19 protein-coding genes and 1 tRNA gene are annotated in these 13,362 nt (G+C 43.7%); 12 read left to right on the top strand and 8 right to left on the bottom strand.

Annotated features, from left to right (window positions below; translation table 11 throughout):
• Window positions 1-12: 12 nt before the first annotated feature.
• A complete protein-coding gene (locus tag WOA13_RS07415; protein WP_342127292.1) occupies window positions 13-960 on the bottom strand; it encodes a hypothetical protein in 948 nt (315 codons plus the stop codon).
• A gap of 208 nt (window positions 961-1,168) precedes the next feature.
• Window positions 1,169-1,342, bottom strand: coding sequence for a hypothetical protein (locus WOA13_RS07420; RefSeq protein WP_342127293.1), 174 nt, complete (start codon window positions 1,340-1,342; stop codon window positions 1,169-1,171).
• Window positions 1,343-1,492: 150 nt separating this feature from the next.
• On the opposite strand from WOA13_RS07420, the gene WOA13_RS07425 reads away from it, so the two are divergent.
• Window positions 1,493-2,410: an ATP-grasp domain-containing protein gene (locus WOA13_RS07425; protein WP_342127294.1), complete on the top strand. Its 918-nt coding sequence runs from the start codon at window positions 1,493-1,495 to the stop codon at window positions 2,408-2,410.
• Between the two features lie 76 nt (window positions 2,411-2,486).
• On the opposite strand, the gene WOA13_RS07430 is transcribed toward WOA13_RS07425, so the two are convergent.
• The 3 genes from WOA13_RS07430 to cofD form a co-directional block, all read right to left on the bottom strand.
• Complete coding sequence (locus WOA13_RS07430; RefSeq protein WP_342127295.1) at window positions 2,487-3,332, bottom strand: protease inhibitor I42 family protein; 846 nt, start codon at window positions 3,330-3,332, stop codon at window positions 2,487-2,489.
• A gap of 119 nt (window positions 3,333-3,451) precedes the next feature.
• The gene (locus WOA13_RS07435) at window positions 3,452-4,171 is read right to left on the bottom strand and encodes a DNA alkylation repair protein (RefSeq protein ID WP_342127296.1); all 720 of its coding nucleotides are present in this window, start codon (window positions 4,169-4,171) and stop codon (window positions 3,452-3,454) included.
• A gap of 576 nt (window positions 4,172-4,747) precedes the next feature.
• A complete protein-coding gene (gene cofD, locus WOA13_RS07440; protein ID WP_342127297.1) occupies window positions 4,748-5,668 on the bottom strand; it encodes a 2-phospho-L-lactate transferase in 921 nt (306 codons plus the stop codon).
• 63 nt (window positions 5,669-5,731) lie between these two features.
• Here cofD and WOA13_RS07445 point away from each other — a divergent pair, with 63 nt between their 5' ends.
• The 8 genes from WOA13_RS07445 to WOA13_RS07480 all read left to right on the top strand — a co-directional run bounded on the left by WOA13_RS07445 (window position 5,732) and on the right by WOA13_RS07480 (window position 9,709).
• Window positions 5,732-6,928: an HD domain-containing protein gene (locus WOA13_RS07445; RefSeq protein ID WP_342127299.1), complete on the top strand. Its 1,197-nt coding sequence runs from the start codon at window positions 5,732-5,734 to the stop codon at window positions 6,926-6,928.
• Window positions 6,929-6,946: 18 nt separating this feature from the next.
• The gene (lpdD, locus tag WOA13_RS07450) at window positions 6,947-7,294 is read left to right on the top strand and encodes a prenylated flavin chaperone LpdD (RefSeq protein WP_342127300.1); all 348 of its coding nucleotides are present in this window, start codon (window positions 6,947-6,949) and stop codon (window positions 7,292-7,294) included.
• A 2-nt stretch (window positions 7,295-7,296) separates the two neighbouring features.
• Window positions 7,297-7,848 (top strand): UbiX family flavin prenyltransferase, encoded by a 552-nt coding sequence (locus WOA13_RS07455; RefSeq protein ID WP_342127301.1) that lies wholly within the window; start codon window positions 7,297-7,299, stop codon window positions 7,846-7,848.
• A 247-nt stretch (window positions 7,849-8,095) separates the two neighbouring features.
• Window positions 8,096-8,173, top strand: a tRNA-Pro gene (locus WOA13_RS07460).
• Between the two features lie 112 nt (window positions 8,174-8,285).
• Entirely contained in the window at window positions 8,286-8,570 is a 285-nt protein-coding gene (locus WOA13_RS07465; RefSeq protein ID WP_342127303.1) for a ubiquitin-like small modifier protein 1, read from the top strand.
• Between the two features lie 54 nt (window positions 8,571-8,624).
• Complete coding sequence (crcB, locus tag WOA13_RS07470; protein ID WP_342127304.1) at window positions 8,625-8,999, top strand: fluoride efflux transporter CrcB; 375 nt, start codon at window positions 8,625-8,627, stop codon at window positions 8,997-8,999.
• Between the two features lies 1 nt (window position 9,000).
• The gene (gene crcB / locus WOA13_RS07475) at window positions 9,001-9,366 is read left to right on the top strand and encodes a fluoride efflux transporter CrcB (RefSeq protein WP_342127305.1); all 366 of its coding nucleotides are present in this window, start codon (window positions 9,001-9,003) and stop codon (window positions 9,364-9,366) included.
• Window positions 9,367-9,388: 22 nt separating this feature from the next.
• Entirely contained in the window at window positions 9,389-9,709 is a 321-nt protein-coding gene (locus WOA13_RS07480; protein ID WP_342127306.1) for a DUF190 domain-containing protein, read from the top strand.
• A 27-nt stretch (window positions 9,710-9,736) separates the two neighbouring features.
• Here WOA13_RS07480 and WOA13_RS07485 read toward each other — a convergent pair whose 3' ends face one another.
• From WOA13_RS07485 to WOA13_RS07495, 3 genes are all read right to left on the bottom strand, one after another.
• Window positions 9,737-10,003 (bottom strand): YhbY family RNA-binding protein, encoded by a 267-nt coding sequence (locus WOA13_RS07485; RefSeq protein ID WP_342127307.1) that lies wholly within the window; start codon window positions 10,001-10,003, stop codon window positions 9,737-9,739.
• A gap of 91 nt (window positions 10,004-10,094) precedes the next feature.
• Window positions 10,095-10,796, bottom strand: coding sequence for an RAD55 family ATPase (locus WOA13_RS07490; protein WP_342127308.1), 702 nt, complete (start codon window positions 10,794-10,796; stop codon window positions 10,095-10,097).
• A gap of 223 nt (window positions 10,797-11,019) precedes the next feature.
• A complete protein-coding gene (locus WOA13_RS07495; protein WP_342127309.1) occupies window positions 11,020-11,553 on the bottom strand; it encodes a MogA/MoaB family molybdenum cofactor biosynthesis protein in 534 nt (177 codons plus the stop codon).
• A gap of 318 nt (window positions 11,554-11,871) precedes the next feature.
• Here WOA13_RS07495 and WOA13_RS07500 point away from each other — a divergent pair, with 318 nt between their 5' ends.
• From WOA13_RS07500 to WOA13_RS07510, 3 genes are all read left to right on the top strand, one after another.
• A complete protein-coding gene (locus WOA13_RS07500) occupies window positions 11,872-12,390 on the top strand; it encodes a 50S ribosomal protein L16 (RefSeq protein ID WP_342127310.1) in 519 nt (172 codons plus the stop codon).
• Between the two features lie 33 nt (window positions 12,391-12,423).
• Window positions 12,424-13,032 (top strand): translation initiation factor IF-2 subunit beta, encoded by a 609-nt coding sequence (locus WOA13_RS07505; protein WP_048205987.1) that lies wholly within the window; start codon window positions 12,424-12,426, stop codon window positions 13,030-13,032.
• A 113-nt stretch (window positions 13,033-13,145) separates the two neighbouring features.
• Entirely contained in the window at window positions 13,146-13,361 is a 216-nt protein-coding gene (locus tag WOA13_RS07510) for a hypothetical protein (protein WP_342127311.1), read from the top strand.
• Window position 13,362: the final 1 nt, after the last annotated feature.

A 13,362-nucleotide genomic window follows, 5' to 3' on the forward strand; every position in this document is an offset into this window, starting at 1 on the left:
TTTGAAAAGGGATCAATTTTTTCTGTCTCTTATATCCATAATCATTCCTTCCATATAGTGAAGTATGTGACCCACATAATTTGCAGCGAACTCATCACTTTTATAATCCCATTTCCATGTATCTGGCTGTCTTACACTACTTACTCTTTTATCTTCATAGTATGTATGTAATAATTTACGTATAACTTCTTGCAATTGTGTTGTTATTTGAATTTCAATAAAAATTTCTATTTTTTTTGTATCCCAATCATATTTGGGAATTTCAAAGGTTTGTTTTACATCCATATGAGCTGCATAATATCCTTCATCTTTTGCTTCTAAAGATATTCTACATTCTGAACCATGTTTTTTACAAATCTCTTCGATTTTGCTAACCAAAAATTCAATACCATCTAAGTATTTAACGACAAATAGCGTTCTAACAATGTCTCCTGTTTTTTCAAACCAGTTATCGGGAAGAACCCAACCCATATCAGGTTCTTCGGGCCAATTGTTATTATTAACAACATTTTTCCTAAAGGATTTCAATATGAATGAATCATAAGGTTTATTGTTTAATACAGGGACAAAATTAGGACTAAAAAGTTTATATCCGCTTGTTTTCAGATTATACTCTTCATCATATTCCTTAATATTTTGAGATAGCTCAGTCCATAATGAAGATTTTTTAAAATCATCACTAATTATTCCTCTTACTGAATGATAGTGAGTTTCTGTCCTACTTGAGATATCTATTCCAAACTTTTCTTTTACCCATTTTTTGTATTCTTCAATGTTTTGTGGTTTTTGCTCCTCAATATTGTATGAAGCATTCAATTTTTTTTGTATTATTGGCTCTTTTTGTGACTTTAATTCTTCTAATTCAGCACAAACTAGTTTATATTTTGTATAAATATCAGCATCATCATCAAAAGTATCTTCAATTCTAAAGTCTGATGATTTCGCTTTTAGTTTACTCATAAATGATTACCATATCCCAATTTATTGGTTTACTATAAAAACTTATAACCAGTTATCCTAAAGATATATAATATCTAGGTACAAATTCCATAAATCAAAATCTACATTTTTGATGTTTTAAATTCACTCAACCACCTAAAAAAAGAAGGGGAATAAACCCGTAAATTTCAACATAAATAGATTAAGAACAAGCATCCAAAAATGAAATTCAACCAAGCTTTCCATAATAGTTCTTCCACTTATCCGCCCTTTTGATGAACTCCTCATACCCTTCCTTTTGAATAAACTCGATGAATTGCCTGCACCCGCGACATTTCTTGTTCTTAAATTCACGATAGGTCTTGCAATAGGCACCACAACAACCAATCTCGATTACAGTCATTGACCTTTACTCCTCTTGACCCCACACCATCAGTAATTCAATTATTTAAAATTATGATCATTAATAGATTTCCGACCACGGTACAGCCAAATGCCTTATATCCCTGATATCCCTAAAGGCTACTTTCTAATAAAAAACGAGGCGAAGAAAGTGAAAGGATGGATATTATACAAACATTCCGAACTGGAGCTAAAACCTGAAACTTACGAAATAAACCATCTTCTTGAAGTTGCTGAAAAGAACAATATTGAGATGAGAGTTATCAGGCCTGAGCAGTTCGAGCTTATTGTCACAAGGGATGACCGGAAAAGTGTTCTTCTGGATGGAGAAACGGTGTCACTGCCTGATTTCCTGCTTCCCAGAATGGGTGCAGAAACATCTTATTATGCACTGGCCATTATAAGGCATCTGGAAAGGCTTGGGGTCCATACGTTCAACTCATCCCACAGTATTGACACGGTAAAGGACAAACTGTACTCCCAGCAGATACTCGCAGAAGCGGATATTGCATTCCCAAAGACCATGCTTGCAAAACATCCCATCGACGTAAACCTTGTTGAGGAAAAATTTGGATTCCCACTGGTCGTAAAGGCACTTTCAGGATCCATGGGGAGTGGAGTGTTCCTTTCCGAGAGCAAATCAAACTTCATCGACCTTATGGAACTCATACGTTCAACAAGGAGCAATGTTAACTTCATCATTCAGGAATTCGTCAAGTCAAGCATGGGTCGTGACCTTCGCGTAATGATCATCGGAGGGCGTGCTGTTGCCTGCATGGAAAGGGTAGCACCTGAAGGGGATTTTAAGGCCAATTTTTCAAGGGGAGGAATGGTCCGGTCCTTTGAAATGACACCGGAGATCGAATGGCTGGCCACTGAGACTGCAAATGTCTTCGGACTGGAAATCGCAGGAATTGACCTCCTCTTTGACGGGGAACACTTCAAGGTCTGTGAAGCGAACTCATCCCCTGGTTTTGAAGGAGTGGAAAGCTGCTGTGATGTAGACATTGCACAGGAGATGTACGATTTCATCAGGGTAAGACTGGGAATATTCCCGGAAGATGAATGAAGTGCAAAAGAAAAAAATAAATGGAAAATCAGAAAGGAAAGGATCTTACTAAAAAAGAGGGAGGTTTCTTAAAACCTCACTCCATCACATTGTCCATGGTGAACTCGAACGTGTCCGTCACACCGTTCACATCCACCGTATAGACTCCTGCTTCAAGACCATACACATCCAGAGGGATGTTCACCTCATAAGGCTCAAGTGCCTGGGTGCATATGGCATCTGCCGGTCTTTTGGTCTTCAGTGATACATCGAAGGTGTTCCCGTCCCTTATTACCTCGATGTTGTCCTCATCGATAACAGTGCATCCATCGGGTACATAGCCCGTTGCAACCACACTGACCTGCAATGGGAATGATTCCATCATCAGGATCTCTATGTCATCGACAGCAGCATCACGGATGATGTATTCATTGTCATCTCCGTCAGTGATGCTATCTGCACCATTACCATCGACAACATCCTGTTCGCCTGAAGCGAGCACAGTTACGGTCATGCTGAAAGTATCCTCTTCACCAGTGGTGTTTTCCCAGGGCCTCTTGTAGATAGCAGAGATCTCATAGGCACCCTCAGAATCTGCCTGAAGTTCCCATTCGTGGATTCCACCTGCGCCTACAATTTCTTCATCCCCCTGATCGGTCACAAACTCATCGCCTACCAGTGTCAGACCCTCAGGGATCGTGAGGTTCCAGGAATAGCCTGTTGTCGGATTCTCTTCCAGTTTGATCACAATAAGACCGTTCTGTTCTATTGAGATCTCATTGCCATTCTCGTTTTCTGTGAAAACTGATCCCGATTCCACTATATTTACATCATCTGTTAGATCCGTATCGCCATTTTCAGTACAACCCATGGAAAAGGCAGCTACGGTCACTACCACAATGGTGATCAGGACCATTATGCCCATACCCGTATATTTTGACATGATAATTTACCTCCTATATCTATTCAGATGAATGACTCGCAGATATATATCCATTACTTAAACTACGAATTGATTTGAAGTCTACTAACACCGATTTTATGCAGATCTGATGCAAAATATCATTTATTAAGTCGCTTCCGGACAGCTTCACTGGTAAGCTCTTTCAGTGCATCGGTTCCGATCCACCTGGCACTTGCAACATTCGATCCGGTCAGCTTCTCTGAAACTTCAATGGCCTTCCTGTTCAACTCCGGGTTGCGCTTGCCGATCTGCCTCAATGCCCAGTTGACGGCCTTTTTCACAAAATTACGGGCATCGACCGACCCCTTTTCGATCAGGGGGAAGAATTCCTCAAATACAGAGTCTTCGGCCTTCTTGTCTGCCACGGCCATCCTCGCCATGAGAACAAAACCGGAGCGTTTCACGAACTCCTCTTTCCTAGAACTCCATTCGATGGCCTTCCTTCGGGAGAATTGGGTCTTTTGGAAGAGGTTCATGCAGCACTGGTCACATATCTCCCAGTAGTCAAAATCAGAGACCCACATTTCCATCTGCTTTTCAGAGACTTGTTTTGGGTCGTCCACCATGGAAGCAAGGATCATGGTCTCCCTGTACCCCTTGTCCCACAGCATGAGAGCCAGCTTGTGATCTTTTCCGATCTCCTTTGCGATCTTTCGCAGCTCAGGGATCGAGACGCCGTAGCACTTCTCAGGAGTGATCCAGAAATGTGCCATTCCTTCTATAGCCTCAGGATCGCTCAACTCCTCCAGTTTCACGATAATGCTTTCGTAGTTTTCTTCTGTTGTACCCACAAGAACAACTCCCATTGAATCGTACATAAGAGTTAGTGTGGATGCTTTTTAAATTTTGTTAGGAGATCCTTTTTTAATAAGTAACAAGGAGAAACAACATAGGAGAGGAAATAAGCAAACTGCCATCTACATACCCCCAATCTACTTCACAACAACAGCAATTGCAACAACTGAGTGACCTGCTCTGAAAATTGTGAATACATATCACACATAATACTAACAGTTGTATGTGTATTCATACTCTATCTATTAAGAGGGATAAATCCTACTCAGCGCGCATCCAAACTAGTCTGGAAGAGGCAATTTCAACACATTCGGGAAAAATAAATTATTGCGGTTATTTCAGCTATTACTTCTTCTTAAAATGAGGAGTGTATAAAGGAAAACGCGAGTAGATTCACATTTCTGCCGTAACCTGTATATACAATTACAAAATAGTACTCTTTGTGTAATGAGCGGGACCCTAATTTCTTTTCAAGTACCCCCACTCCCCAACCCGCTCATACCACTTTTCATAGCGATTTAGAACTAATTATTGTTTTTTGATAAATGTTAACGTTGTTACGTGTGGGTATTGTTGTATATTACACATTTATACAAATATCATATAGTATTGAAAATACCAGTAACATATTCTGCAAGATCGATACTAATATCAACCGATCTCATCAGAGTATCCTTAAAAAATACCTCTATACCCATATCCATAATGGCATCTCCTGCAGATTCATCACGTACATCGATGACCATCGCATCAAGGATATCATTGTAGCATTCTGCAACACCAACAGAGGAAACATCGAACCCACGTGCATCCATCAGTTTTCCTGCAGGTCCACTTATGGGCTCCTTTCCTATGATAGGGCTTACTGCAATCACTTTCTTCTTTTTGAGGATCTCACGCATACCGGGCAGGGAAATTATCGGACCGATACTTGTGATAGGATTGCTGGGACCTATCAACACCTCATCCTCTTCCTCGAGAGCTTCGAGGACAACTGGAGAGATGGATGCTTCATCTATCCCATCCTGTGACACTTCCAGCACCTCAGGTTCACCATGCTGTTTTACCCAGAAATCCTGAAAATGGATCCTCCCGGAAGGTATTGTTATCATGGTAGATACAGCATCGTCGGACATTGGCAGTACACAGGAACGGATCCCAAATGAAGAAGTCATGCTTTGGATAGCTTCTGTAAGGGTCATACCATTTCTTAAGAGCTCAGAACGCATGATGTGAGTAGCCCTGTCAAGATCACCTATCATCATACCCTCGTCATGACCTGCAAGCTTCATTGCTTCATGCGTGGCAAAGGTATCGTCCCTGACACCCCACCATTTACCCTTATCGATCCTTTCAGAGAACAGATAGAGCACGGTATCAATATCAGGCGTTATCAGATTTCCCGAAACCCGGAGATCCTCCGCCGTGTTTACGACCACAGTGATATCCTCTTCAGGAATGACGTGTCTTAGACCATCGAGCAATTTGGGAGTTCCTGTTCCACCTGATAATACGATCATACAAAGCCTCTTATTTCTTGAAATAACGGAACATCATTATACCATGAAGACTATTTAAACCATATGAAAGTAATACGGGATCCGGTACACGGGTATATAGAACTGGACCAACTGGTATTGTCACTGATAGACACTCCCCAGATGCAGCGCCTGAGAAGGATACAGCAATTAGGCCTGTCCAATCTTGTATATCCCGGAGCTAACCACACCCGTTTTGAACATTCCCTGGGAGTAATGCACCTTGCAACCACCCTGACATCCCAACTGGACTCCATCGAAAAGGACCAGAAAGATGAGATCCGTGCCGCTGCACTCCTTCATGATGTAGGACACGGGCCACTATCACATGTAACAGAGAATATCATAAAGGAATACACCCGCCAGAGGCATGAGGATGTCAAACCGATCCTCAAAAAAGGTGAGATCGCAGAGATCCTGGAAGACCACGGCCTTGACCCTGTCAACATTGCTGACCACATAAAAGGTGAGACCTCTCTTGGAAAGATCGTGAACAGCGAGATCGACGTTGACCGCATGGACTACCTGGTAAGGGATGCACACTACACAGGAGTTGCTTTCGGACTTGTGGACCATGCACGCCTGATACATGAGATGCAGTTCTATGAGGATAACCTGGTGGTCGGCCTGGGTGGCCTGAAAGCCGCGGAATCCCTTCTGGTCTCACGTTTCCTCATGCACCCTTCGGTCTATTACCACCATGTATCAAGGATAGCCGAAACAATGTTCACAAGAGCTGTACAGGACCTTATCAACAAGGGTACTCTCGACCCCTTCAAACTGCGCCAGATGGAAGATGCCAGGTTATTCGAGATGATCCGGGCTGACAACGGGTATGCAGGAGAACTTGCAAAGCGACTTGACGAGAGAAGACTGTACAAACGTGCCCTCCATACAGGGATCGATGTTGTGGGAGAGAATGTCCTGCGTTACAGGGGAAAGGTCGAGCGCGTGGAAAATGAGATCGCTGAGATGATCGGCATCGACAGCCAGGAAATACTGATCGATATCCCGAAGAGGCCTGAGATCGCAGAAATGAAGGCACTGATCAAGGTCGACGGAAAGATGCTGAGGCTTGATGAAGCGTCCAACATTGTGGCAACCATAGAGAATGCCCACCAGGATAACTGGAGGATGGGAGTCTATACAATTAAAGAACACAGGGATAAGGTCAGGAAAGCTGCAGAAGATTTCTTTGAAACAAAGAAAAAGACGAAGCAGTTCAGACTTACAGACCTATGAGGTGATACTTTGCCGGAAATGAGAAAACAGACAAGCAGGGGAGACCTTGTACTCGAGCACAGGATCATGGGAGAGGACCTTGTGGTGACCCTCACAGGAGGAAATGCCCATGTAGGAGCCGTAGCTGTGGGCTACTATGACAGGATACCAGGACATGCATCCTCATCGGTCATCACCCTTCCATCACACAGGGACGATGCCATAGCACTTGATGCTGCAAGGCTTATCAGTTCGGTCACACACAGCACAACGGTGTTTACAGCAGGGATACATTTCGAGAACATCACAGGTGAAGAGATAGAGGAAGTATTATCCGCATCAAAAGAACTGATAGATGAATTCGTAAGATCACTGAAGGAGAATTAAGAATGGAGATAGTCATCGGTATAAGCGGAGCCTCAGGTGCACAATATGGAATTCGCCTTCTTGAGCTTCTGGCAGATATGGACATAGACACGCACCTTATACTCACAAAGGCTGCTGAGAAGATAATCGAAGTGGAGACAGACCTTACGCCTGAAGACATAAAGGACCTGGCAACGTATGTCCATGACGAAAAGGACTTCACCGCGGCAATAGCAAGCGGATCTCATCCCTTCGAAGGAATGATCATAGCACCCTGCAGTATGAAAACGCTCGCATCAGTGGCAAATGGAACCTCTGACAACCTCCTCGGACGCACAGCGGATGTGTGCCTGAAAGACAGGAGAAAACTTGTCCTCATGACCCGTGAAACGCCTTTAAGCGGCATCCATATTGAGAACATGCTGAAAGCACACAATGCAGGAGCCATACTACTGCCAGCCTCCCCGGCATATTACAACAGGCCGGAATCCATCGATGACCTCATCAACTTCATGGCAGGCAGGGCACTTGACCTGATGAAGGTCAAAAATGATGCTTACAAGCGCTGGGAATGAGATAGTCCACACTTCCATGCGCCGCCATCAAACGAATCCAGGGCGATCTTCCGGAGAATAGTATATAAGCCAGATCAATTTTATGGATAAACTGTTCGGTGTATGCCCAAAAACGACGGAAAATCAAGCGATTAATTCCCAAAGACCAACAGCCTAACAGATAAGTATATCTACTATAACTTCTATTTAGGGGAACGTGCTTCCAAAGGCACTGCATGCGAGGTCTTTTGCATGCGATTAACATGATGGGATAGTAGGGTAGCCTGGTCGATCCTCGAGCGTTTGGGACGCTTGGACTGCGGTTCAAATCCGCGCTATCCCACCACAATTAACTTTTCTGATCTGTTTTCACACATATTAAGCAAAGCTAACTGCAAAAGAGCAGTTCTTTAGCTATTTGGATAGTTTTATTAAATATGCAGTACTCACAAATTCCCATGACTATGGCAAAAATAAAGTTATTTGCAAATCTCAGGGAATCTGCAGGTGAGTCGGAACTGGAGGTACAGGGAAAGACCGTACAGGAGATCCTTGATGCTCTTCTCTCAAAGTTCCCTCAGCTTCAGGAGATGGTCTTCAACGAGATCGACGGAAAGAAGGAACTCCGAAGCTACATCAACATCCTCATAAACGGGGATAATGTCATGCATCTTGAAGGCCTTGACACCATCGTCAATGATGACGACGAGATAGCAATATTCCCGCCTGTATCAGGTGGCTGAACTATTTTAAAGCAATAAGGCAACAATTGTTGCCTCTGAACATCGGAACCAGAGATGATATTCCCGGAAAGAACACAGGATCTGGCAGGCATTGCATTCGGCGGATTCCTCGGTGCTGTATCCAGATATGCAGTTTCATCCAGCACCATATCGCCCAATGGGACGCTTATTGTGAATGTGATCGGAAGCCTCCTTCTGGGAATGATGATGTATGATTACGACTACCTTGGACACATAAGCCAGAGGACACGACTTACCTTCGGGACAGGCTTCATGGGATCATTCACCACCTTTTCCACTTTTGCCGTTGAGAGCTACACGCTTGGAGGAAACTCTTCCATATATAACATCGGAACAAACCTGACACTCACCCTGTTGGCTGTTTTTGTCGGAAGAGGCATGATCATCCACATTTCGAGGAGGAGCTAAGATGCCAGCAGGTCTTGAAGCCATGCTGCTGGTGGGACTTGGAGGATCCATCGGAGCCTGCCTGAGGTATCTGGTATCAGGAACCGTTCCCCTGCTTAAAGGCATCCCCACAGGAACCCTTCTTGTAAATGTCATCGGGAGCACCATATTGGCCACACTTACATTCTTATCAGAACCATTTGGAAGTATTCACCTTATCAATATAGGGATGCTTGGCTCCTTCACAACGTTCTCGACCTTTGCCTATGAGACATTCAGGTTGCTTGAAGAGGGACAGAAACTACTTTTCGCATCCAACATAGCACTAAACCTGCTTCTTTGTCTTTCAGGCGTATTTATCGGACAGCAGATAGCAAGCTTAATCTAATTTAAAGAAGAGAGATTTACTTATGAGATCAGCTGTCCTCAGGATATACCTCAGTGAGAACGATCGCTGCAACGGCAGACCTGCACACGAAGTGATACTTGAGTTCATGAGAGATTCAAAGATCGCCGGTGCAACCGTGCTCCATGGTATTGAAGGATACGGGGTACACAGCAAGATACACACGACAAGTGTCCTGAGGCTGGGCACAGGCCTGCCTATGATCCTAGAAGCAGTCGATTCCGAAGAAAAGATAAGAGAGATCCTCCCTGAGCTTTGCAGGATGGTACCGAAAGAGCTCATCACCCTGCAACAGGTCGAGATAATCTCAGGAGAGAAGATCTGAAAATAATCTTAAAAATGTTCCCGGACTTTAGCGGTAAAGCACCACTGAATGTCCCCTTACATCGATGACCGTTGCCTTTGTAGCAGATGCAAGCTTTTCAGCAATGCCGTCGATACCGTCCTCATCCTCGTAAGAAGCACTCTTTAAGACCTTGACCTTTACAAGATGGTTGTCCTTGATGGCCTTTTTTAGTTCGAGTATTAACTGGTCAGTGACCCCGTTTTTGCCTACATTGATCATAGGCTTTATGTGAGTTGCCTCTGATCTGAGTTTGTATAACTTTTCTTTATCCATATGAACCTACACAAAATTTATGTCAATTATACCTTGCGCCATATACGCAGGAAATATTGCATTATCAACTACTGTGACCCGAAGAAAATGCTCATTCAGGTTTCCCGATGGTCACATTACTTCCATCGATCTCAAAGTCGTACCATGGAGTTGGTTTTGGAGTAATGCCCACTACCCTGACAGAGTGACCGGATTCGGTCTCCTTTATTTCGATCATGCCGTCGAAAAGCTGCTTAAGGGTTGCTATTGTCTGCGTATCATGCATTTCATCTTCCACAATGAAGATCCCAAGTGAATTGGATGCCTTGATACGGCCTGTAAAGACATGTAAGAACCGGAACAGGGTCTGAAGATTGCAATACATTAGTATTGTAGAAAGGGAATTGATACAGAACCTCATTCCCGGAGCCTTTTTCACTACAAGGTACTCCTCAAAGAACTGACCGATCCTTACACCTATCCCGGTAAGGTCAACAGGACTTGAGGCCCTTTTAATGTGAGCATCATCAGATGTTGGAATACCAAGGGTCTTAGTCACGCAATCCACAACACCAAGATTAGAAGAATCGACCTCCAGGCCGTTATCGGAGAACCAGTCAAGTACGCGTTCCCCTGTCTCACGGGTGGAAACTATAATGGATGAATCGCCCTCATTGAGACCATTGTATATAATGGCATTCACAAGATCATCCTTCCCACTCATAGGAGGACCGATAAGCATCAGGTTGGTACCCTCTTTGACACCTCCGATCAGATCATCAAGTTCCTTGATACCAAACAAATATCCAGCCATGTAAACCTTCCTATAGTGAATTGGGACCTGTCAATGAATACGGGTCAGTTATCCTGTTTATTTACAGGGAACCAAAATGCAACCAGATGTGATCAAATAAATATAATATCGCACCGGTTCACCCACATTATAGACACAATATAGAAGATAGTCATATTATAATATATCTTTTGTAGTGACTGTCAAAATATATTGGAGGCATGCCCCTACATCCTATTAGGAATTATCTTATGTGCTTTATAACATGCCCTGCCTCAGGGAGAATTATATCCGAGAGAGCAAGCTCCACTGCACCGGGAGACCCGGGCAAACAGAAGATAGCTTTATCCCCTACAGTCCCGGCAGCTGCACGGGTCAGTATCACTGCAGAACCTATCTGATCAATGCTCTTATACCTGAAAAGTTCGCCAAACCCCGGCATCTGCTTTTCAAACATTGGAGCAAGTGTCTCAATGGTTATATCGGCAGGAGTCAGTCCGGTACCGCCGGTCGTCACAATAATATCTGCCTCCTTCTGGAGGGCATCCATTACAGCCATCTTTATAGTCGACGGATCATCGGAGACGAGCTCATATCCGAGGACATTATGCCCACTTTTTTTCACAAGATCTTCCATCAGCTCACCGGACACATCATCGGCATCTGAGGGAGAGCGGACTGAACCATATGTGGCAAACCTTGAAGAAGATATTGAAATAATATGAAAACCAAGGCTCTTTTTTACATCCTTCTTGTGTTTTTGCGTAACAGAGTCCATGTATGAAATATAGATATGCAGTATATATTGGTTTTTGGAGCATTGCGACCACAAATTGAAAAGGATGACTTGCCAAAAATCACATATATAAAGTGTAAGTTAAAACTTCACATAAAAAATGAAAATTCACTTTCTACTGATAAGACTTATAAACCCCTAAGTAGTAGGGGGATGCACCATTGACACATTTACAAAGTAAAGATTTTCAAGACGCGTTGCCAACAGATCCGAAAAAGAGATCTGCTGAACAGATCAAAAAAGCAGGACACACAATGCGTTCTTAAGATCACACTGATCATATTAAGGAGGTTCAATCTCATGGTAAGAAAACCAGCAAGTATGTACAGAAACGTAAAATCACGTTCAAACACAAGAAGAAAATACATGGGTGGTGTTCCAGGTAGCCACGTAATCCACTACGATGATGGAAACAAGAAAGCTGAATTCCCGGTGAAGATCACACTGATTGCAGATGAGAAATGCCAGATCCAGCACAAAGCTCTCGAAGCTGCACGTATCACTGCAAACAGAACAATGACATCAGGAGCAGGCCGTACCGGCTACCACATGAAGCTCAGGGTATATCCTCACGAGGTCCTCAGGGAGAACAAACAGGCTACTGGAGCAGGAGCAGACCGTGTCTCAAGTGGAATGAGAGCAGCATGGGGCAAGAATGTAGGTACTGCAGCAAGAGTTTCTGCAGGACAAAAGGTATTCACCATCTCCGTGAACAAAGAGCATTTCCCAATGGCAAAAGATGCTCTGAGAAAAGCTGGCCAGAAACTCCCAACCCCTGTAAGGATCGTTGTCGATCAGGGTATGGAACTGGTACAGTAAGATAAACATTGATCAAAACAAGAGGGTATCAAAATGGATGATTACGAAGCGCTGTTGGAAAGGGCAATTGAAAATCTCCCTGATGTGGAAACTACGGATGTTCGTTTCGTAATTCCCGAACCCAAGATATTTGTGGAAGGTAAGACCACCGTCCTGGATAACTTTGGGAACATTGCGGACGTACTCAACAGAGAACCTGACCACCTTATGAAATACCTCACAAGGGAAATGGGTACAGCCGGTAAACTTGATGGGAGCCGTGCAATCTTCCAGGGTAAGTTCCCAAAAGAGAGCATCAAAGCAAATATCGACGCCTACGTTGAGGAATATGTCATTTGTTCCGAATGCAACCGTCCGGATACCCAGCTTGTAAAGGAAGGCAGGATAATGGTTCTCAAATGCGCCGCCTGTGGTGCACACCGTCCTGTCAAGAAGAGGAGAACCACAATTGCAACCCCACGCGATGCAGTTGAAGAAGGCGAGGAATACGAGGTAAGGATCGATGCCGTTGGTTCAAAAGGAGACGGAATCGCCAAACTTGCAAAATTCACCATATTTGTCCCTGGCGCTGCAAAGGGTGACGTGGTAAAGGTCAAGATAAAGAGGATCAGCGGAAATCTTGCATTTGCAGAACGCGTTTGATCCGCGTTCTTTATTTCGATCATTGGTCTACACCCTTTCTGAAATATCTTCCCTGACTGATCCTATACAGGGGAAGATATTGAAGAAAAGAACGATCTTAAAAGAGGGTTTAGATGTACAGGGAACCAATTTCAAGACCAGAAGCTATTGGATTCATTGGAAGCGGTTTCCCAAACAATGACCTGGTGCCCCCACAGGGGAGAACGGAACTGGCAAGATCCGGTTTCGGAATTCATTTTTTACATGGAACAAATGTCAACACCACAGAGCCTGAGGCCTATACAGATAAACTGACAGAGGTTGTAAGACCTGATCAAAGAGGATTTTAAG

Origin of the sequence: Methanococcoides sp. LMO-2, assembly GCF_038432375.1 — an archaeon.
GTDB lineage: Archaea > Halobacteriota > Methanosarcinia > Methanosarcinales > Methanosarcinaceae > Methanococcoides > Methanococcoides cohabitans.